General features: G+C 72.4%; 18 protein-coding genes. 6 read left to right on the plus strand and 12 right to left on the minus strand.

Annotated features, from left to right (window positions below; all coding sequences use genetic code 11):
• The first annotated feature begins 160 nt into the window (after positions 1 to 160).
• Entirely contained in the window at positions 161 to 682 is a 522-nt protein-coding gene (locus ACFWGZ_RS16785) for a DinB family protein (RefSeq protein ID WP_382452410.1), read from the plus strand.
• A 187-nt stretch (positions 683 to 869) separates the two neighbouring features.
• Here the strand turns inward: ACFWGZ_RS16785 and ACFWGZ_RS16790 are convergent, their stop codons facing one another.
• Entirely contained in the window at positions 870 to 2,822 is a 1,953-nt protein-coding gene (locus tag ACFWGZ_RS16790) for a protein kinase (RefSeq protein ID WP_382452411.1), read from the minus strand.
• Between the two features lie 238 nt (positions 2,823 to 3,060).
• Positions 3,061 to 3,495, minus strand: coding sequence for a DUF6069 family protein (locus ACFWGZ_RS16795; RefSeq protein ID WP_382452412.1), 435 nt, complete (start codon positions 3,493 to 3,495; stop codon positions 3,061 to 3,063).
• 115 nt (positions 3,496 to 3,610) lie between these two features.
• On the opposite strand from ACFWGZ_RS16795, the gene ACFWGZ_RS16800 reads away from it, so the two are divergent.
• Both ACFWGZ_RS16800 and ACFWGZ_RS16805 read left to right on the plus strand, forming a co-directional pair.
• The gene (locus tag ACFWGZ_RS16800) at positions 3,611 to 4,183 is read left to right on the plus strand and encodes a TetR/AcrR family transcriptional regulator (protein ID WP_382452413.1); all 573 of its coding nucleotides are present in this window, start codon (positions 3,611 to 3,613) and stop codon (positions 4,181 to 4,183) included.
• A 124-nt stretch (positions 4,184 to 4,307) separates the two neighbouring features.
• Entirely contained in the window at positions 4,308 to 4,643 is a 336-nt protein-coding gene (locus ACFWGZ_RS16805) for a hypothetical protein (protein WP_382452414.1), read from the plus strand.
• Here the strand turns inward: ACFWGZ_RS16805 and ACFWGZ_RS16810 are convergent.
• From ACFWGZ_RS16810 to ACFWGZ_RS16840, 7 genes are all read right to left on the minus strand, one after another.
• A complete protein-coding gene (locus ACFWGZ_RS16810; RefSeq protein ID WP_382452415.1) occupies positions 4,600 to 4,842 on the minus strand; it encodes a LuxR C-terminal-related transcriptional regulator in 243 nt (80 codons plus the stop codon). The genes ACFWGZ_RS16805 and ACFWGZ_RS16810 overlap by 44 nt on opposite strands.
• Positions 4,843 to 5,116: 274 nt before the next feature.
• The gene (locus tag ACFWGZ_RS16815) at positions 5,117 to 6,322 is read right to left on the minus strand and encodes an ROK family protein (protein WP_382452416.1); all 1,206 of its coding nucleotides are present in this window, start codon (positions 6,320 to 6,322) and stop codon (positions 5,117 to 5,119) included.
• 43 nt (positions 6,323 to 6,365) lie between these two features.
• On the minus strand, positions 6,366 to 7,373 hold the full coding sequence (locus ACFWGZ_RS16820) for a sugar phosphate isomerase/epimerase family protein (RefSeq protein ID WP_382452417.1): 1,008 nt from the start codon (positions 7,371 to 7,373) through the stop codon (positions 6,366 to 6,368).
• Between the two features lie 14 nt (positions 7,374 to 7,387).
• Positions 7,388 to 8,524, minus strand: coding sequence for a Gfo/Idh/MocA family protein (locus ACFWGZ_RS16825; protein WP_382452427.1), 1,137 nt, complete (start codon positions 8,522 to 8,524; stop codon positions 7,388 to 7,390).
• A gap of 35 nt (positions 8,525 to 8,559) precedes the next feature.
• Positions 8,560 to 9,588 carry a substrate-binding domain-containing protein gene (locus ACFWGZ_RS16830; protein WP_382452418.1) on the minus strand — a complete coding sequence of 343 codons (1,029 nt, stop codon included), beginning with the start codon at positions 9,586 to 9,588 and terminating at the stop codon, positions 8,560 to 8,562.
• A 44-nt stretch (positions 9,589 to 9,632) separates the two neighbouring features.
• Positions 9,633 to 10,658 (minus strand): ABC transporter permease, encoded by a 1,026-nt coding sequence (locus ACFWGZ_RS16835; RefSeq protein ID WP_382452419.1) that lies wholly within the window; start codon positions 10,656 to 10,658, stop codon positions 9,633 to 9,635.
• Positions 10,655 to 12,160 (minus strand): sugar ABC transporter ATP-binding protein, encoded by a 1,506-nt coding sequence (locus tag ACFWGZ_RS16840; protein WP_382452420.1) that lies wholly within the window; start codon positions 12,158 to 12,160, stop codon positions 10,655 to 10,657. The genes ACFWGZ_RS16835 and ACFWGZ_RS16840 overlap by 4 nt, the downstream gene beginning before the upstream one ends.
• 604 nt (positions 12,161 to 12,764) lie before the next feature.
• On the opposite strand from ACFWGZ_RS16840, the gene ACFWGZ_RS16845 reads away from it, so the two are divergent.
• Positions 12,765 to 13,823, plus strand: a complete 1,059-nt coding sequence (locus tag ACFWGZ_RS16845; RefSeq protein WP_382452421.1) for a glycoside hydrolase family 43 protein — start codon at positions 12,765 to 12,767, stop codon at positions 13,821 to 13,823.
• A gap of 64 nt (positions 13,824 to 13,887) precedes the next feature.
• The gene (locus ACFWGZ_RS16850) at positions 13,888 to 14,262 is read left to right on the plus strand and encodes an NAD-binding protein (RefSeq protein WP_382452422.1); all 375 of its coding nucleotides are present in this window, start codon (positions 13,888 to 13,890) and stop codon (positions 14,260 to 14,262) included.
• A 13-nt stretch (positions 14,263 to 14,275) separates the two neighbouring features.
• Here the strand turns inward: ACFWGZ_RS16850 and ACFWGZ_RS16855 are convergent, their stop codons facing one another.
• Both ACFWGZ_RS16855 and ACFWGZ_RS16860 read right to left on the minus strand, forming a co-directional pair.
• Positions 14,276 to 15,778, minus strand: a complete 1,503-nt coding sequence (locus ACFWGZ_RS16855) for a molybdopterin-dependent oxidoreductase (protein WP_382452423.1) — start codon at positions 15,776 to 15,778, stop codon at positions 14,276 to 14,278.
• Between the two features lie 47 nt (positions 15,779 to 15,825).
• Complete coding sequence (locus ACFWGZ_RS16860; protein ID WP_382452424.1) at positions 15,826 to 15,999, minus strand: hypothetical protein; 174 nt, start codon at positions 15,997 to 15,999, stop codon at positions 15,826 to 15,828.
• A 229-nt stretch (positions 16,000 to 16,228) separates the two neighbouring features.
• Here ACFWGZ_RS16860 and ACFWGZ_RS16865 point away from each other — a divergent pair, with 229 nt between their 5' ends.
• Positions 16,229 to 16,900 (plus strand): glycosyltransferase, encoded by a 672-nt coding sequence (locus ACFWGZ_RS16865; protein WP_382452425.1) that lies wholly within the window; start codon positions 16,229 to 16,231, stop codon positions 16,898 to 16,900.
• Here ACFWGZ_RS16865 and ACFWGZ_RS16870 read toward each other — a convergent pair.
• Positions 16,795 to 18,003 (minus strand): glycosyltransferase, encoded by a 1,209-nt coding sequence (locus tag ACFWGZ_RS16870; RefSeq protein ID WP_382452426.1) that lies wholly within the window; start codon positions 18,001 to 18,003, stop codon positions 16,795 to 16,797. The two genes, ACFWGZ_RS16865 and ACFWGZ_RS16870, sit on opposite strands and share 106 nt — an antisense overlap.
• Positions 18,004 to 18,535 lie beyond the last annotated feature (532 nt).

Here is an 18,535-nt window from a genome sequence, read left to right on the forward strand (position 1 = left end):
TGCACCTTTCCCGGCACCGGACCCGACCGGAGCCGTGGCTGGCAGTGCACCACGGAACCGCGATCACGGACCGTGTCAGCGCGATTCCTGTCCGCTTGTGTCAGGTCTGGACAACTCGCGGCCGACGACTGGCGGGGCCCGGCCGCGGGTACACCGGGCCATGAGCGAAACCAGTGCGACGGACGTGCTCCAGGACGGCTTCGACCGGGTCCGGCAGGCGGTGGAACGGGTGCTGGACGGCCTGACCGAGGAGCAGCTCACCCACCGGGCCGGCGGCTCGGCGAACTCGATCGCCTGGCTGGTCTGGCACCTCACCCGCGTGCAGGACGACCACGTCGCCGACCTGGCGGGCACCGCCCAGGTGTGGACCGGCGAGGGCTGGGCCGAGCGGTTCGCGTTGCCGCTGCCCGCCGAGGACACCGGCTACGGGCACGACTCCGGCCAGGTCGCCGCCGTGGCCGCGACGGCGGAGGAGCTGCTCGGCTACCACCGGGCCGTGCACGAGCGCACGAGGGCCTACCTGAGCGGGGTGCCGAACGCCGACCTGGCGGACGTCGTCGACGAGGCGTGGGACCCGCCGGTGACGCGGGTGGTGCGGCTGGTCAGCGTGATCGAGGACGACCTCCAGCACGCCGGGCAGGCCGCCTTCGCGCGCGGGCTGCTGCCGCGGGGCCGGGTGTGATGCCTGGGGAGGCCGATCAGCCGGGTGACGGTCCGGCGGCGACGGCGCCGCCGGATGCGCGCGGTGGGGCCTTGCGGGCTGGAGGGTCACCGCGCGCGACACCTGGTAGGAGCTCGTCGCGCCGGGCCGCAGGGCTCGGCGTGACCAAGCGTGCCGCGGGGCGTCGAACGGCCCCGCGGGACAGGCCCTAGAACTTCGACAGGACGTTGTGGTTCCACCACAGGTCGAGCTTGTCCAGGACGTCGATGTCGCCCTTCTTCTTCAGCACGCCGATCGTGAGGGTCTTGGTGTCGACCCACCAGACCTGCGCCTCGCCGTCGGCGAGGAAGCACGTGGTGAACTCGCCCTCGAGCGGGCCGGAGGTGTCGCGGTAGAAGAGCGCGTAGTGGATGGCGTCGACCTTGGGGCGGCAGCCGCCGCGGTCGTCGCGGCGCGGGATGCCCCTGCTCGTCACGACGGCCTGGAAGAACGCGTCCTGCTTGGCCCGGTCGCCGAAGAGCAGGAACTCGGCCGCCTCCGGCGGGGGCGCGAACGGGTCGTTGTCGGGCACCGTCCCGCAGCGCACGGCGGCGACCGCGGCCTGGTCCGGCTTGATCGGCAGGCACAGGTTCGAGGTCTTGTAGACCTGCGGCAGGGCGGCCACCAGCGCGTCGTCCTGCGGCGACCTCGTCGTGGTGGTCGTGGACGTCGTGGTGGTCACGCTGCTCTTGCCGTTGCTCGAACTGGCCGGAGTGCTGCTCGTGGTGACGCTGGTGGAAGTGCCGGAGCCGAGGAACTTGTCGCCGGTCGTGGCGATCAGCACGGTCGTGACGATCACCGCCACGACCGCGAGGACGCCGCCGGCCAGGGCGGCGCGCTTGCCCGGCGAGGTCGCGCGGGACGGCGGGTAGGGCTGCGGGCGGACGGGCTGCGGGCCGGTCGTGAGGTGCTGGAAGGAGAGCGGGCCGGACTGGGGTGTCGTCGGGCGCGGGAACTGCGGGGCCGGCTGGGGTCCCGAGGCAGGACGGGGGAAGCCGCCCGCCAGCGGGGGACGGCCGCCGGCGGGAGCGCCCGGCACCGCCTGACCACCGGGAGGCGTGGCCTGGTTCGGCACCCCACCGGAAGGCGCGGCCTGTCCTGGCATCCCACCGGAAGGCGTGGCCTGACCCGGCACACCGCCGAGTGGTGTCGCCTGGCCCGGCACCCCACCGGATGGGGTGGGCGGCGCGAGTCCGGGCTGCCCCCCGGCCGGCGTCGCGGGAGCGGCGAGGCCCGGCAGTCCGGCGGGCGCCACGAGTCCCGGCTGTCCCCCGGCGGGCGTCGCGGGCGCGGGGCGCCCGGCGGGAGCGGTCAGCGCCTCGGCCGCCGCCAGCGCCAGCGCGCCGGCCGTGGCGTAGCGGGCGGCGGGGTCCTTGGCCATGCCCCTGGCGATGACGCCGTCGAGCGCGGGCGGCACGGCCGGGTTGAGCGGGGACGCCCTGGGCGGTTCCTCCCGCATGTGCGCCCAGATCTGGGCGGCGGTGCCGTCCGCGGTGAACGGGCGGCGGCCCGCCACGCAGGCGAACAGCACGCACGCCAGCGCGTAGACGTCCGCGCGGCCGTCGACCGGGCCGCTCTCGAAGCGTTCCGGGGCCATGTAGTCGAGGGTGCCGACGACCGAGCCGGACGCGGTCAGGCTCGTGGCCGCCGGGGACGAGCTGCGGGCGATGCCGAAGTCCACCAGGTACACGAAGTCGCCGGCGGTCACGAGGATGTTCGACGGCTTCACGTCGCGGTGCACCAGGCCGTCGGCGTGCGCGGCGTCCAGCGCGCTCGCCACCTGCTCGACGATGCGCACGGCCCGTGCGGGGTCGAGCGTGCCCTGCTCGATCAGGTCGGACAGGTCCGCGCCCTCGACGAGCCGCATGTCGAGGTAGAGGCGGTCGTCGATCTCGCCGTAGGCGTGGATCGGGATGACGTGCGGCTCGCGCAGGCGGGCGACGATCTGCGCCTCGCGGCGGAAGCGGGCGCGGTAGTCCTCGTCGTCGTGGTAGCCGGGCGACAGCCTCTTGAGCGCCACGAACCGGTCGTGCGCCGTGTCGTAGGCCCGGTGCACCTCACCCATCCCACCGCGACCGAGCAGTTCCTCGATCCGGTAGGGCCCGAACGTCTCTTCCGTCATCGTCCTCGTGTCCCGAGCGCCTTGTCCGTCTGAGTCGACGCGCGCCGACCGCCGCGGGTTCCGACGGGAGCAGCCTACAAAGTTGCACACCGACAGGTGTGCGAAAGGCGTGATCGCGCCTCATCCGTTCGGACCTCGTGACGGGACCGGGTGGGCGAGGGCGCGGGACGGAGAACGGGCGGACCCGGCCGTTCGAGTCGAACGACCGGGTCCGCTGTGCCGACTGTCCTCGCCCGGCTCACCTCGCCTTGAGCGGCAGGACACGCGACAGCGTCGGCACCGTGGCGGCGGCCACGACGAGGTGCATGAGGATCAGCGCGAGCGAGTTCACGAGCGTGGCGCCGCCCGCCATGATGCCCAGGTCGGGGATCCAGGAGAGCACGACGACCACCGGCACGAGGACGCGCAGCACGCGGCGCGGGTCGGCGACGAAGCGGCGCACGAGGTACCAGCCGAGCGTGCCGAGCAGGATGCCGATCACGGTGGCCGGCGCGTACTCGGCCAGCGCGAGGCCCTTGCGGTCGGCGCCGGCGGGGATGATCTTGCCCGCCACCAGGGCGATCAGCGCGTTGACCGCGATCGAGACCACCGCGGCCCCCAGCAGGCCGACGACGACCTCTCCGGTGCTGGGGGCGAGAACGGACGAACGTGCGGGGAGGCTGGTGTCGGCCATGGGCCCTGTCCTTCGCTAGGCTGAATTGCAAGTCTTCACTTGCACACCAGGGTGCCACCGGGCGCACACTGAATGCAAGTGAGCACTTGCATCGATTGCCGATCGAGGAGGGTGAGTGGCCGGCCGGGTGTCCGACGAGGCGGTGTTCGACGCGGTGCTGAAGGTGGTCGCCGAGCAGGGGTACGAGCGCGCGACCACCCGCGCGATCGCCGAGGCCGCCGGGATCAACGAGGTGACGCTGTTCCGGCGGTTCACCTCGAAGGAGAACCTGCTGCGGCAGGCCGTGCGCAGCAACTTCACCGGCTTCTCGCTCGACCTCGACGCGCCGGGCGACGACGTCGAGGCCGACCTGCTCACGATCGTGAGCTACTACGCGCGGCTCTACGAGACGCGCGGCGGCGTGGTGCTCACCCTGATGCGGGAGGCGAAGTTCAGCCCGGACGTGGCCGCGGTGCTCGCCGAGCCGGAGGCGCTGCTCGAGAAGGTGGACGAGGTCGTGCTGCACCACCAGCGGCGGGGCGCCCTCGTCGTGGAGCCGCCGCGGCACACGTTCTTCGCGCTGGTGGGACCGCTGATGATGCGGTCGTTCGCCCGGCGGGTCGACCGGCGGGCCACGCAGCAGCCCGCCGACCCCAAGGCGGTGGTGCGGCGCTTCCTGGAGGGACACCGCCCCGAAGCACTCCCCTGAGCACCGCCCGACCGCGCGAAAGCCTTGGCGGCCAATGCATTCAACGGACTGCGGGCGACGAGGCGCACTCGGTAGCGTCGCGGCCGGGGCGGTTGCCCGGAGCGCGCGGGACGACGGGGGCCTGATGGACGTCATCGAGCACATCTACCTGCGGTACGACCAGTGGCACCGTCCCACCGCCCGGTTCAGCTGGCCGGTCATGGAACTGTCCCCGCGGGACACCGCGCCCCGGCCCGGCACCTTCGACGTCCTGCTGCACCAGCGCACGTGGCAGGTGCTCCTATGCGCCACCTGGGCGAGCTGGGCCGCCTGGGTGCTCGGGTCGCTGGTCCACGTGCTCCCCGGACCTCACCCGGCGATGATCGGTCTCTTCGTCTTCCTGGGCCTGGCGAGCGACCTCTACACCTACGCCGTCGTCAGGCGGGAGATCCGCCGGCGACGGCTGTCGCCTCGCCGCTGACGGCGAGCCAGTCGAGCTCGGCCGCGAGCACGCCGAGCTGGAACCGCGACTGCACGCCGAGCATCGACTGCAGGCGAGCGATCCGGCGGTTCAGCGTGCGCAGGCTGACGTCGAGCTCCCGGGCGATCGCGCGATCGGTCGCGCCCGTCCGCATGAGCTGCAACAGGTGCTGCGTCGCCGCCGTGGGCTCGTTGCGCACGGCCACGGCTCCACTCGGACGTCCTGCTCTGGGGCGTGGTACCGCGACCACGATCCCCGCTGTTACGTGGGCCACAGTCATGAGGTGACGGTAGGGCGGACTATTGGCGACTGTCAATCAAAAGTCGGTCCTTCGATGTCATATCGCAACCGACTTCAGGTTGGACGTCGCCATTACTCGTGCGCCGCACGGCTGCACCTGCGCAGGACATGCGAAAGGCCTCCGTGCCGCGCAGGAATCCCTGCACGGCACGGAGGCCTTCGGAGAACGGCGTCTACGGGGCGGAGAACTGCACCTCGGCCGCGGCGACCTCGCCCAGCCGGGCGTCGAGCACCTCCGGCGACAGGACGTGCCGCACCACCATCGCCGCCGCGCCCAGCGCCCCGGCGGTGACCCCGGCGCCCGACGCGACGATCCGGAGGTTCTCGGTGGCGAGCGGCAGCGACCGGCGGTAGATCGACTCGCGCACGCCCGCCAGCAGCATCTCCCCCGCCTCTGCGAGCAGGCCGCCGATGACGACGAGCGACGGGTTGAACATGCTCACGCACCCGGCGAGCACCTCGCCGATGTCGCGCCCGGCCTGCCGCACGACCCGGCCCGCCTCGAGGTTCCCGCCGCGGACCAGGTTGACCACGTCGGCCGTGGAGTGCGCGGGGTGGCCGAGCGCGCGCAGCTTCGCCGCGAGCGCGGGGCCGGCGGCCACGGCCTCCAGGCACTCGGTGTTGCCGCACCGGCACAGCACCTCGGCGCCCTGGGGCACCCGGATGTGCCCGAGGTCGCCCGCCGCGCCCGCCGCGCCGCGGTGCAGCACGCCGTTGCTGATGAGACCGGCGCCGATGCCCGTCGCCGCCTTCACCACGATCATGTGCCGCACGTCCGGGTGCGAGGCGGTGTGCTCGCCCAGCGCCATGAGGTTGACCTCGTTGTCGACGAGCACGGGCACGCCGAACTCCGCCGCGATCGCCGCCGGCACGTCGAACCCGTCCCAGCCCGGCATGATCGGCGGGTTGTTCGGCCTGCCGGTGGAGTGCTCGACCGGGCCCGGCAGGCCGATGCCCACGCCGACGATCTCCGCGGGCGCCACCGAGAGCAGCAGCGTGCGCCACGTCGTGGCCAGCAGCGACAGGATCGCCTCCGGCCCGTCCGCCACGTCGAGCTCGACCTGGTCGACCGCGAGCAGCCGGCACGCCAGGTCGGAGACCGCGACGGTCGCGTGCGTGGCGCCCACCTCGGCCGCCAGCACGTGGCAGGCGCCGGGGTTGAAGCCGAACCGGCCGGCGGGACGGCCGCCGGTCGACTCCCCCGTGCCGCTGTCGCTGACCAGGCCCGCCGCCACGAGCAGGTCCAGCCTGGCCCGCACGGTCGACCGGGCCAGGCCGGTGGCGGCCACGATCTCCGCTCGGGTGCGCGGGCTGCCGTCCATCAACATGCGCAGCACTGCGGCCGGCGATCCCGCCTCGACACCCAAGGTGCTCTCCATCGAACAATTGTCACATCGGCACGGACGACAGGACGAGGTCGCGTCAGCCGCCCGAGCTGAACGCGGCGTCGAACGCGGCCGACGGCGGGTCGAAGGCGTTGCGGCGGATGAACTCCAGCGCCTCGGGGGCACCGACGAGCCGGTCCATGCCCGCGTCCTCCCACTCGACGCTGATCGGCCCTTCGTAGCCGATGGTGTTGAGCATCCGGAACGACTGCTCCCACGGCACGTCACCGCGTCCGGTGGACACGAAGTCCCAGCCGCGCCGCGGGTCCGCCCACGCCAGGTGCGAGCCCATCCGGCCGTTGCGGCCGTTGCCGACCTGGCGCCGCGCGTCCTTGCAGTCCACGTGGTAGATCCGGTCGCGGAAGTCCCACAGGAACCCGACGGGGTCGAGGTCCTGCCAGACGAAGTGCGACGGGTCCCAGTTCAGCCCGAACGCCGGCCGGTGCCCGATGGCCTCGAGCGCGCGCACGGTCGTCCAGTAGTCGTAGGCGATCTCCGACGGGTGGACCTCGTGCGCGAACCGGACGCCGACCTCGTCGAACACGTCCAGGATCGGGTTCCAGCGGTCGGCGAAGTCCTGGTAGCCGGCGTCGATCATCGACTCCGGCACCGGCGGGAACATCGCGACGGTCTTCCAGATCGACGAGCCGGTGAAGCCCACGACGGTCTTGACGCCGAGCTTCGCCGCGGCCCGCGCGGTCATCTTCATCTCCTCGGCCGCGCGCTGCCGCACGCCCTCGGGGTCGCCGTCGCCCCAGTTGCGGGCGGACAGGATGCCCTGGTGCCGTTCGTCGATCGGGTCGTCGCACACGGCCTGACCGGTGAGGTGGTTGGAGATCGTCCACACCTTGAGGTCGTGCTTGGCGAGAATCGCGAGCCGGTCGGCGACGTAGTCGTCGTCCTCCGCGGCGCGCCACGGGTCGAGGTGGTCGCCCCAGCAGGCGATCTCGAGGCCGTCGTAGCCCCAGCCCGAGGCCAGCCGGCAGACCTCCTCGAACGGCAGGTCGGCCCACTGGCCGGTGAACAACGTGATCGGACGTGCCATCTCCGGTTCCCTCCCTAGACCTGCTGCCACGTGCGGGACGCCGCGCTGTCCTCGACGGCGGCGAGGACGCGCTGCACCCGCAGGCCGTCGGCGAACGTCGGCGAGGGGTCGATGCCCTCGGCGACCGCCCGCACGAAGTCGACGGCCTGGTGGGTGAAGCCGTGTTCGTACCCCAGACCGTGCCCGGCGGGCCACCAGGCGCCCACGTACGGGTGCTCCGGCTCGGTCACGATGATCCGGCGGAAGCCCGCGACGGACGAGTCCTCGGTGCCGTCGAAGAACTGCAGCACGTTCATGTCCTCGAAGTCGAACGCCAGGCTGCCCGCCGAGCCGTTGACCTCGATGCGCAGGGCGTTCTTGCGGCCGTTGGCGAACCGGGTCGCCTCGAACGAGCCGAGCGCGCCACCCGTGAACCGCGCCAGGAACAGCGCGGCGTCGTCCACGGTGACCGGCCCGGTCTCGTCGGAGGCGGTGCCGGACAGGCCGGAGTGGCTGGCCGCGAGCGGCCGCTCGGTCACGAACGTCTGCAGCGTGCCGGTCACCTCGGCGATGGTGTCGCCGAGGATGAACTGGGTGGCGTCGACGATGTGCGCGCCGATGTCGCCCAGCGCACCCGAACCGGCCTTCTCCTTGTCGAGCCGCCACGACAGCGGTGCGGCCGGGTCGACGATCCAGTCCTGCAGGTACTGCGCCCGCACGTGGTGGATCCGCCCGAGCCTGCCCTGCGCGACGAGGTCGCGGGCGAGGCCCAGGGCGGGCACCCGGCGGTAGGTGAAGCCGACCATGGCCCGCACGCCGCGCCGGGAGGCCCGCTCGGCGGCCTCCGCCATGGCGACGGCCTCGTCCACGGTGTTGGCCATCGGCTTCTCGCACAGCACGTGCTTGCCCGCGTCCAGGGCCGCGATCGCGATCTCGGCGTGCGTGTCACCCGGCGTGCAGATGTCCACGACGTGCACGTCGTCGCGTTCGAGGACGGACTTCCAGTCGGTCACGGCCTCCGCCCAGCCCAGGCGTTCGGCGGCGGCCCTGGTGCGGTCGGCGTCCCTGCCGGCGAGCACGGACATCACCGGCCGCGCCGGAAGGTCGAAGAAGCGCGGCGCGACCCGCCACGCCTGGGAGTGCGCCGCTCCCATGAAGGCGTGGCCGATCATGGCGATGCCCAGTGTCGTCGTCACGTGCGGTTCTCCTAGGACTCGAAGGCGGTCGGCAGGTAGCGGTCGACGTTGTCCTTCGTCACGACCGGCGCGTACAGCTGGACCTCGCGCGGGATCTCCACCTCGACCAGGTCGCCGAGGCTCTTCTCCTGCACCGCGAGCCGCGCGAGCCGGATGCCGTCCGCGCCCTGGGTGGACGGGTAGATGACGGTGGCCTTGTGCGGTCCGTTGTCCGCCTTGATCTCCCGCATCACGTTCGCCGAGCCGGCGCCGCCGACCATGAAGAACTCGTTGCGGCCGGAGTTCTTGACCGCGGCCGCGACGCCGACGCCCTGGTCGTCGTCGTGGTTCCAGATGGCGTCGATCTTGCGGGCGGCCTGCAGCAGGTTCGCGGCGGCCTTCTCCCCGCTCTCCACGGTGAACTCGGCGGCGACGCGGTTGGCCACCTTGAGCCCGCAGCCGTTGAGCGCGTCCGCGAAGCCCTTGCTGCGGTCCTGGGTCAGCGGCAGCGAGTCGATGCCCGCGATCTCCGCGACGACGGCGTCGGTCTTGCCCTTGAGCCGCTCGCAGACGTAGGTGCCGGCGGACACGCCCATGCCGTAGTTGTCGCCCAGCACCGTGGACCGGGCGGCGAACGGGCTGTCGAACTGGCGGTCGACGTTGATCACGGTGATGCCGGCCTTCATGGCCTTGAGCGCCACCGGGGTGAGCGCGGCGCCGTCGAACGGCAGCAGGACGATCGCGTCGACCTTGTCGTTGATGAACGTCTCGACCTGGCTGATCTGGAGGTTGGGGTCGTTGGTGCCCTCGACGACGCGCAGCTCGACGTCGGAGTACTTGCCGGCCTCCTTCTTGGCCGCGTCGGTGATCGCGGCCATCCAGCCGTGGTCGGCGGCCGGGGCGGAGAAGCCGATGACGACCTTCTTGCCCGGCTCGTCGTTGGCGACCTTCGCGCCGCCGCCCTGGTTGCCGCCGCCCTGGTTCTCGGGCGTGTTGCCCGTGCAGGCGGTGAGCGCCAGCGCGGAGGCGACGAAGAGAAGAGCGGTTCTCTTGAAGTGCATGGGTTTCTGGTCTCCTCGGGTGGCAGCGGTCGGGAGGGGCGGCGTCAAGCGCCGCTGCGTCGGGCGAGCCGTTGCTGCAGGAGGACCGCGACCACGATGATCGCGCCCTTCGCTACGGCCTGGGCGGAGATGGAGAGGTTGTTGAGGGTGAAGACGTTCGACAGCGTGGTGAAGATCAGGACGCCGAAGACGGTGCCCGCGATCGTGCCGCGCCCGCCGGAGAGCAGCGTGCCGCCGATCACGACCGCGGCGATCGCGTCGAGCTCGTACAGACCGCCGTGGGTGGCGCTTCCGGTGGTGGTGCGGGCGATGAGCATGACGGCGGCGAGCCCGCAGCACAGGCCGAGCAGCGAGTAGAGCAGCACGGTGTGGCGCCGCACGTCGATGCCGGCGAGCCGCGCCGCCTCCGGGTTGCCGCCGACCGCGAACGTCCTGCGCCCGAACGTGGTGCGGTTGAGCAGCACCCAGCCGCCCACGGCGACGACCGCGAAGATGAGCACGAGCACCGGTACCCCCAGCACCGATGCGTCGAAGAACGCGGTGAAGCCGGGAACGTTCACGATCTGCGTCTTGCGGTTGGAGATGATCTCGGCGAGACCGCGGGCGGCGGCCAGGCTCGCCAGCGTCGCGATGAACGCGACGACCCGTCCGTAGGCGATCAGCGCCCCGTTGACGAGCCCGCACGCACCACCGACCAGCATCGCGGTGAACACGATGACGATCCAGTGCGTGTCGTTCGCTATCCCCTGCGTGGCGAGGGTGGTCGCCCACACCGACGACAGCGCGACGATCGCGCCCACCGACAGGTCGATGCCGCCGCCGGTGATGACGAACGTCATGCCGATGCTCACGACGCCGATCACCGCGGCGAGCCGCAGGATGGTGAGCACGTTGTCGACGTCGGCGAACCGGTCGCCCGCCGTGACCACGCCGCCCAGGCACAGCAGGACGAGTGCGACGACGAGTCCGGTGTTGCGCCCGGCCGGGGAGCCGAGCAGTGTCTGCAGGCTCGACTCCTTCTTCACGACCGGTGCTCGTTCCTGCGCGGACAAGGCGGTGTCCTCGCTCATGCGGCGTGTCCTTCCATGACCAGGTCGAGGACCCGGGACTCGTCGATCTCGTCGGCGGGGCCGTCGTGCACCACCCGGCCCTCGCGCACCACCAGGACCCGGTCGGCCAGCCCCAGGACCTCCTCCACGTCGCTCGACACGACGACCACGGCGACCCCGGAGTCCGCCAGCTCGCGGACGAGCTCGTAGATCTCGCTGCGGGCGCCCACGTCGACGCCGCGGGTGGGCTCGTCGAGCAGCAGCACCCGGCACTCGCGCAGCAGCCACCGCGCGAGCACGACCTTCTGCTGGTTGCCGCCGGACAGGCCGCGCACCACCCGGTCGACCCCGGCGGGCCGGACGTCCAGCGACTCGGTCAGCTGCCGGGAGCGCTCGCGTTCGGCGCGGTCGTCGAGGAACCCGAACCGGGCGAACGCCGACATCGACGAGACGGTGATGTTGCGGTAGACGGCCTGGTCGAGCAGCAGCCCCTGGCTCTTGCGCTCTTCCGGGCACAGTCCCATGCCGGCGCGCACGGCGGCGCCGATGCTGCCCCGCCGCAGCTTCCGGCCGTCGACCTCGACGGTGCCCTCGGCGGCCTTGCGCGCGCCGTAGATCGTCTCGAGGATCTCCGACCGACCGGACCCGACGAGCCCGGCGAGCCCGACCACCTCGCCCGCGCGGACGGTGAGGTCGACCTCGTGGAAGCGCGCGCCGTCGGTCAGCCCGCGCACCCTCAGCACCTCCGGTGCGTCCGGGGCGACCGGGGTGCGGTCGGGGTAGACGTTGTCCAGCGTGCGGCCGGTCATCAACGCGATCAGGTCCGGCGTCCTGACCTCGCGCGCCGCCAGTCCGGTCGCGACGGTGCGGCCGTCCTTGAGCACGGTCACCCGGTCACCGATCTCCCGGATCTCCGCGAGCCGGTGGGAGATGTAGATCACCGCCACCCCCTGGGCGGTGAGCTCCCTGATGATCCCGAACAGCACGCGGACCTCGTCGGGGTCGAGCACGGCCGACGGCTCGTCCATGATCAGCAGCTGCCCGTCGAGCGACAGCGCGCGGGCCATGCTGACGATCTGCTGGTGCGCCACGGACAACCGGCCGACGTCGCGGTCGGGCGAGATGTCCCTGTGCCCCAGCCGTTCGAGCAGCGCCCGCGTCTTGCGGCGCACATCCGCCCGCTTGGTGAAGCCCATTGTGGACAGTTCGTGGCCGAGGAACACGTTGTCGGCCACCGACAACCCCGCCACCAGATCGAGCTCCTGGTAGATCGCGGCCACCCCGCTGCGCATGGCGGCCGTCGGGTTGCCGAACGACACGACCTCGCCCCGCCACCGGATCTCGCCCTCGTCGGGGCGGTGCGCCCCGGACAGGACCTTGATCAGCGTGGACTTGCCGGCACCGTTCTGCCCGAGCAGGCAGTGCACCTCACCTGCGCGGACGTCGAAGTCCACACCTCCGAGCGCCGTGACGCCGGGAAAGCGCTTCACCAGCCCCCGCACCGACAGCAGTGCCGCCGTCATGCGGCCTCTCCCGTCCACAGCCGTTCGAGCGCGCGCGAGCTCACCATTGAGTCCTCCGGGGCCCGGCAACCGTTGTGCCGGAAGGATGTTCGCCTTACGGGGACTCACGCTATTTCGGGCGTTCCGACCCGGTCAAGGAGGGCGGAGTGGCACATATCGGCCAACTTCGCACTTGACCGGAGGGTGGTGAGCGGCGTGCGCTCCGGCGCCGGTGTGCGGGACGGCACCGCCGGGTGGGGCGGGCCCTGTGGGCGGGGCGGCACTGGTGGGCGGGACGGCACCGGCGGGCGGGCCGGGCACTGCGGGCGGGGCGGGCACTGCGAGCGGGCACTGCGGGCGGGGCGGGCACTGCGAGCGGGATGGCGCCGGTGGGCGGGGCGGAGCCGGTGGGCGGGGCCGGTCAGCGGAGCGGGCCCGCTCCCCCCACCTTGGCACTGCACCCGGCTCCGCGCCAGCCGCGGCGCCTCGCCTGTCCGGTTCAGACCAATTCGGCCGGGCTGGATCGAGCAAGTGCCCTGACCTGCTTCCCCTGTCACCGGCCCGTGCGCGACCCTCCAGAAAGAGCCCACCCTGCCCGGGCCCGTGATCACCGAGGGATGTCGCCATGATGTTTCCGCGGTTCTTCCGCTGTGCCTTCGTCCTGGTCCTCTTCACCGTCCTGACGGTCGCCGCCGCGCCGAGTTCCGGCGCCGGCCAGACCGGTCTGCGCGCCGCCGACCCGAGCGTGTTGCGCGTCGGCTCCACCTACGTCGGCGTGCAGTCGGTCGGCGACGGCATCGTCGTCCGCCAGGCCTCCTCGCCCGACGGTCTCGCCACCGCGGCCGCCCAGCGGATCTGGACCGACAGCCGCGGCCTCGGCGAGGTGTGGGCGCCGGAGATCGTCACCGACGGCGGCCGGTTCTACATCTACTTCACCGCGGGACGGGGTGCGGCGCACCGCATGTACGTCATCAGCTCCGCGCAGGCCGGCAGCGGCTATGGCGCGGAGACGAAGCTGGCGCTGCCCGGCGACAAGTGGGCCATCGACGGCACGATGTTCACCTTCAACGGCCAGCGCTGGTTCGTCTGGTCCGGGTGGGCGGGCGACACCAACGTCGAGCAGAACCTCTACATCGCGCGGATGAGCAGCCCGACGACGCCGACCGGGGCGCGGTACGTCATCTCCCAGCCGCGTGAGAGCTGGGAGCGGGTCGTCGGCAACCCGTTCATCAACGAGTCGCCCGAGGCGATCAAGGACCCCAACGGTCAGCTGCACGTCGTCTACTCCGCCAACGGCAGCTGGAGCGAGCAGTACTGCCTCGCCGACCTGCGCCTGCGGCCCGGCGGCGACCCGACGCAAGTCTGGGATTGGTACAAGTCCAACGGCTGCCTGTTCGGCTCGAACGCCTCGACGATGATGTCCGGCTGGCACCCCACCGTGTCCGCGAACGGGCCGGGTCACCACACGTTCGTGCTGCTCAACGGCGACATCGCGACCAGCCCGCCGTCCGGGCCGCGGTTCCCGATGATGTACCACGCCGTGCCGAAGGGGACGCCCTACTCGTGGAGCAACCGGCACTGGTACAGCGGGACGTTCGCGTGGTGGGGCTCGACGACCTACAGCCGGGCGAACTCGCCGGGCTCGCCCTCCGACACCGGCTGGAGCCTCAAGTTCTTCGAGTAGGCCGGTTCGGTGATTTTCGAACCGGCGGGCAATCCGGTCCGGGACCCGCGCCGAACGTCCGGGCGTGACCGATCACATCCTCGCCATCGGATACGGCGACACCGGCCGCCGGGTCGTGAACTCGGCGCTGGCGGCGCAGCCCGACGCCCGGCTGGCGGTCCTCGACGTCGACTTCGCCGCCGTCGTCGAGGCCGCCGCCAACGGCGCCACCGCGGTGCAGGGCGACGGCCGGGACAGATGCGCGCTGGACCGGGCGGCGGCCGATGCCGCCGACCGGGTGATCGTCGCGGTGCCGGACGACCTCAGCGCGTACCTGATCGCCAGGGCGGTGCGCGTGGTCAACCCGGACACGGTGATCGTGGCGGTGATCCGCGAGGCGGAGAACCACGACCTGTTCCTGGACTCCGACGTCACGTCGGTCCACCTCCGGCCGTCCTGATGGGACCGGGCGCTCAGGCCCCGGCGACCGAGGTGAACACCATCGAGTGCCAGCCCGTCGCGCCGTCGGGGACGGGCGCCGCCCGGTCGCTGGTCTGGGTGAGGCCGGTGCGGTCGGTGGCCCGGCACTCCACGGTGTGGTTGCCCTGCGCCAGGTCGAGCTCGATGCGCCACATCCGCCAGGTGTCCACGTTGACCTCGGTGGCGAGGGTTGCCTCCTGCCACGGCCCGCCGTCGACGCGGACCTCGACCCGGTCGATGCCGATGTGCTGGGCCCAGGCGATGCCCGCCACGACGAACTTGCCCGCGGGCACCCGCTCGAACGCCTTGGGCCGGTCGATCCTGGACATGACCTTGACCGGCGCCTTCTTGCCCCAGCCGCGCTGCGCCCAGTACGGGTCGAACGCGTCGAAGGTGGTGAGCTCCGCGTCCACCAGCCACTTCGTCGCGGACACGTACCCGTAGAGGCCGGGCACGACCATCCGGACGGGGAACCCGCGTTCGAGGGGCAGCGGCTCGCCGTTCATGCCGAGGGCCAGCATCGCGTTCGAGCCGGGCGCCATGATCGAGGCGACCGGGGTGCCGCAGGTCCAGCCGTCCACGCTGCGCGTCGCGAGCTGGTCGGCGCCGTTCTTGACGCCCGCCTCGCGCAGCAGGTCGGCCAGGTCGACGCCGATGAAGTTGGAGGTGGAGATGTACGGGCCGCCGACCTCGTTGGACACGCAGACGAGCGTGATGGTCTTCTCCACCAGCGGGCGGCGCAGCAGGTCGTCGTAGGTCAGGACCAGCTCGTTGTCGACCATGCCGTGCACCCGCAGCCGCCAGTCCTCCGCGCGCATCCGCGGCACGGACAGCGCGGTGTCGACGCGGTAGAACTTCGAGTTCGGCGTCAGGAACGTCGGCGTGCCCTCCCGGGAGAAGTCGGCGCCGAACGGGATCTCGGGCGCCTTCTGACCTGGTCGCAGCGTGATGCCGCGCCGGGACGCCTCGACGTCCACCCGGCCGGCGAGCAGCTGGCCGCCGACCGCCGCGACACCCGCGCCCGCCGCGATCGCCGCGGTCGAGATCAGGAACTTCCGCCTGCCGGGGACCTCGGCGGGCGACCGGGCCCACAGCCAGCGGAACGCGGCGACCCCGACGACCAGGCTCGCGATCGGCGCGACGACCGACCACCCGGTGGTCGTGGGCCTGGCCAGCACCGCGGCGATCCCGACCACGCCGAGCACCCCGGCGAGGACCGTTCCCGGCCAGGGGCTGCGGCGCGACAGCAGGCCCGCCACGACGCCCAGCGCCGCGAGCACGACCGCCATGCCGGCGAGCAGCACCAGCTTGTCGTTCTCACCGAACGTGCGGACGGCGAAGTCCTTCACGGGGTGCGGTGTCAGGTCGATCGCCGTGTTGCCGACGGCGAGGAACGGCGACGCCAGCGGGCTCACGAGGCCCGCGACGAGGTGTCCCGCCGCCAGCGCCGCGGCCACCGACACCAGGCCGACGAGGATGGATCGGGTTGCCTTCACACCGGTGCTTCGGAGCGGGCGGCGCCGCGGATTGGACGATGTCACCGTCAGTCCCCGGCCGGCCACTCCGGCGTCTGGTGCCGGCCCGTGTACTGGGGGACGACCTGGTCCTGCCACGGCACCTGCGGCGACGGCACCGGCGGCGACGCCGCCCCGTCTCTCGCGGGGGTGCCCACCACGTACTTGGCGTAGAGCTCGTCGAAGATCGGCGTCCTCATCATGAGGACCATGGTGATCAGCAGAGGTCACGGTTCTGGCCGAAACGGCCAAAGACCGCCAGATCAGGTGACACGGTGGTGGCCTCGAAAACCCTTGCAGGCCAACAACAACTCCGGAAAGCCACGAACCGCCCGAGTGGATGACCCCGTCAGGCCACCGGTGGTCGACCTGCCACGGGCGATGCACACCTGCGGTCGCACACTCCCCCGTTCGACCCGCTTCCCGACACGGATGGCGGCGATTCACACCTTCGGGGTCATTGCGGGCTTCCGACCGGCACTCGGCTTTGTCCGGCGGGCCGGAGGCGCTACGTTCGGGCTCTCCCACCACCGGAACGCTCGAGTTGAGCCGGCAGCTCGGAACCACCCAAGGCCGAGCTGGGCGCCACGGGCCACGAGGTGGTCGCCCACACCTGCCATCGATTCCACGTCACCTGGAAAGGTGCGGCAAGCGGCGGTGCAGCAGTGCCCTGATACCGGCCTGCACCGCCGTCGACACCAAACTGTCCACAGTGGACCTTGTGGATACGGCGTCGCGCCGGTCGAGCCGATGGCGTGCGGTGTCCCGGTCGTGGCCTCGGCAGTCGGTGCGCTGAGCGACGCGGTCCTGCCCGGCGTGACGAGAGTTCTGGTGCAGCCACGGGACTTCCGGCCGCCGGCGCGGTCGCTGAAGGGGCTGCTCGCGGACGAGACCCGGCGCGCGCAGTTCGGCATCGCCGGCCGTGTACGAACGCGCGGTCACCGGCTGTGCGGCGGGGGTAGCGCCACCCGGCGGGGTGACGGCGTCCCCCGGCGCCGTCACCTGCCCCGCTCCTCCCTCGCGCGCGCCCGCCGCTGTCGCGCGTGGCCCTGTTCCGGCTCGCGCTGCGCCGTGATCACCTCCGGACCGGCCGCCCGGTCGTAGGCCCGCACCACCTCGCGCGCCACGCGGTCCCAGGTGTGGCGGAGGTGCACGCGGTCGTGCCCCGCCGCTCCCAGTTCCCGCCGCCGGACCTCGTCGCCCAGCAGCAGCCGCAGGGCACGCGCGAGCAGGGCGGGGCTGTGCGGCGGCACGTGCAGGCCGGTCACCCGGTGCACCACCGACTCGGCGAGGCCGCCGACCGCCGAGGCCACCACCGGCACGCCGCACGCCATCGCCTCCAGCGCGACGACACCGAACGACGACTGCCGTTGCGGGCACGCCACGACGTCGGCGGAACGGATCAGCGCGGGCATCTCCGCGTGCGGCACGTGCCCGATGAAGCTCACCCGGTCCGCCACCGCGTGCCGGGCGGCCAGCTCGGCGAGGCGCGCGTGCTCCGCGTTGCCCGGCAGGAACCGCCGGTCCGGTCCGCCCGCCACCACCAGTTCGGTGCTGCTCACGAGGGCCAGGGCGACGACCAGGTCGTCCAGGCCCGCCCGGGGTGTGAGGTCGCCGGCCGCGAGGACGCGCACCCTGCCCGTGCGGGGTGTCGCCGGGCCGTGGGGCGTGAAGACCGCGGTGTCCACGCCCCACGGCACCGTCGAGATCCTCGACCGGCGCACGCCGAGCCGGACCAGGTCGGCGGTCTCCTGCCCGGACGTGGTGACGATACCGGCGGCACCGCGACCGACCAGTCGCTCGATCCCGGCGGAGTCGCCGCCCGCGAGGCCGTGGTAGCTCAGCACGATCGGGATCGGGGTGCCGCGCGTGGCGAGCACCGCCGCGAGGCCGGACGTCCAGTGGTGGGCGTGGACGACGTCCGGCGGCGCCTCCTCCCACCGGGCGCTCAGGAACCGCGCGAACTCGCCGAGGTGCGGCACGACGTCGTCCTGGCCGAGCGGCCGCGCCGGCCCGGCGGGCACGTGCACCACACCGGGCCGGTCCGGCGGACTCCCGCCGGTCCTGCGGGTGTGGACCGTCAGCTCGTGGCCGAGGCGGCGCAGTTCCTCCGTCAGCTTCGCGACGCGGTGCGGCCTCCCGGCGGCGTCCCGGTCGCGCGGCGGGGCCGAAGGGTCGTCCTGCACCGAGATCACGGCGATCCTCACCTGGTCACTCCCCTGTCACGAACAGCCGAACAGGACGGCGCGGTCTGTCGGGGTGGCAGTACCCGGGCAATCCGGTCCCAGTCACCGGCGGCCGGGCAACCACCCTGTCCGGCGACTCCGTCACGGACCGTCACCTACTCGTGCCGGATCGGTCCGAAGTGGACTTCCGCGCGGAGATTTCCCGGTGCCGGGCAACCGGATCGGCGGCCGGCCGCAGTGTTTGGGGGTGAGGGCACCGCGCCGGGAGCCCACTGTCCCCGGAGTCCCGCAGTGCGCACAGGACAGCTGACCGCGGTGCTGGTCCTGCGCTGCTGGAACGACAGGAGCGCCGAGGACGTCGCCGCCGCGCTCGGCTGCTCGACCGGCCCGGTGAAGGCCCGTCGTTGCAGCCGCCGTCGTCGACGACGAGCGGGACACCCACCACTCCGACCGGGATTCCGGCCACCACGACGAACACCACCCGCTGAACGGGTCCCGGCCCGCCGCACCACGGCGGGCCGAGACCCGCGGTCAGACCAGTGGCGCGAAGAAG

It is taken from the genome of Lentzea sp. NPDC060358 (assembly GCF_042725365.1).
Taxonomy (GTDB): Bacteria; Actinomycetota; Actinomycetes; order Mycobacteriales; family Pseudonocardiaceae; genus Lentzea.

What these genes read in the sequence shown, in the direction of transcription:
- ACFWGZ_RS16785 (WP_382452410.1), top strand. Translation starts at nt 161, where the DNA reads ATGAGCGAAACCAGTGCGACGGACGTGCTCCAGGACGGCTTCGACCGG.
- ACFWGZ_RS16790 (WP_382452411.1), bottom strand. Translation starts at nt 2,822, where the DNA reads ATGACGGAAGAGACGTTCGGGCCCTACCGGATCGAGGAACTGCTCGGT.
- ACFWGZ_RS16795 (WP_382452412.1), bottom strand. Translation starts at nt 3,495, where the DNA reads ATGGCCGACACCAGCCTCCCCGCACGTTCGTCCGTTCTCGCCCCCAGC.
- ACFWGZ_RS16805 (WP_382452414.1), top strand. Translation starts at nt 4,308, where the DNA reads ATGGACGTCATCGAGCACATCTACCTGCGGTACGACCAGTGGCACCGT.
- ACFWGZ_RS16815 (WP_382452416.1), bottom strand. Translation starts at nt 6,322, where the DNA reads ATGGAGAGCACCTTGGGTGTCGAGGCGGGATCGCCGGCCGCAGTGCTG.
- ACFWGZ_RS16820 (WP_382452417.1), bottom strand. Translation starts at nt 7,373, where the DNA reads ATGGCACGTCCGATCACGTTGTTCACCGGCCAGTGGGCCGACCTGCCG.
- ACFWGZ_RS16825 (WP_382452427.1), bottom strand. Translation starts at nt 8,524, where the DNA reads ATGATCGGCCACGCCTTCATGGGAGCGGCGCACTCCCAGGCGTGGCGG.
- ACFWGZ_RS16830 (WP_382452418.1), bottom strand. Translation starts at nt 9,588, where the DNA reads ATGCACTTCAAGAGAACCGCTCTTCTCTTCGTCGCCTCCGCGCTGGCG.
- ACFWGZ_RS16835 (WP_382452419.1), bottom strand. Translation starts at nt 10,658, where the DNA reads ATGAGCGAGGACACCGCCTTGTCCGCGCAGGAACGAGCACCGGTCGTG.
- ACFWGZ_RS16840 (WP_382452420.1), bottom strand. Translation starts at nt 12,160, where the DNA reads ATGACGGCGGCACTGCTGTCGGTGCGGGGGCTGGTGAAGCGCTTTCCC.
- ACFWGZ_RS16845 (WP_382452421.1), top strand. Translation starts at nt 12,765, where the DNA reads ATGATGTTTCCGCGGTTCTTCCGCTGTGCCTTCGTCCTGGTCCTCTTC.
- ACFWGZ_RS16860 (WP_382452424.1), bottom strand. Translation starts at nt 15,999, where the DNA reads ATGATGAGGACGCCGATCTTCGACGAGCTCTACGCCAAGTACGTGGTG.
- ACFWGZ_RS16865 (WP_382452425.1), top strand. Translation starts at nt 16,229, where the DNA reads ATGGCGGCGATTCACACCTTCGGGGTCATTGCGGGCTTCCGACCGGCA.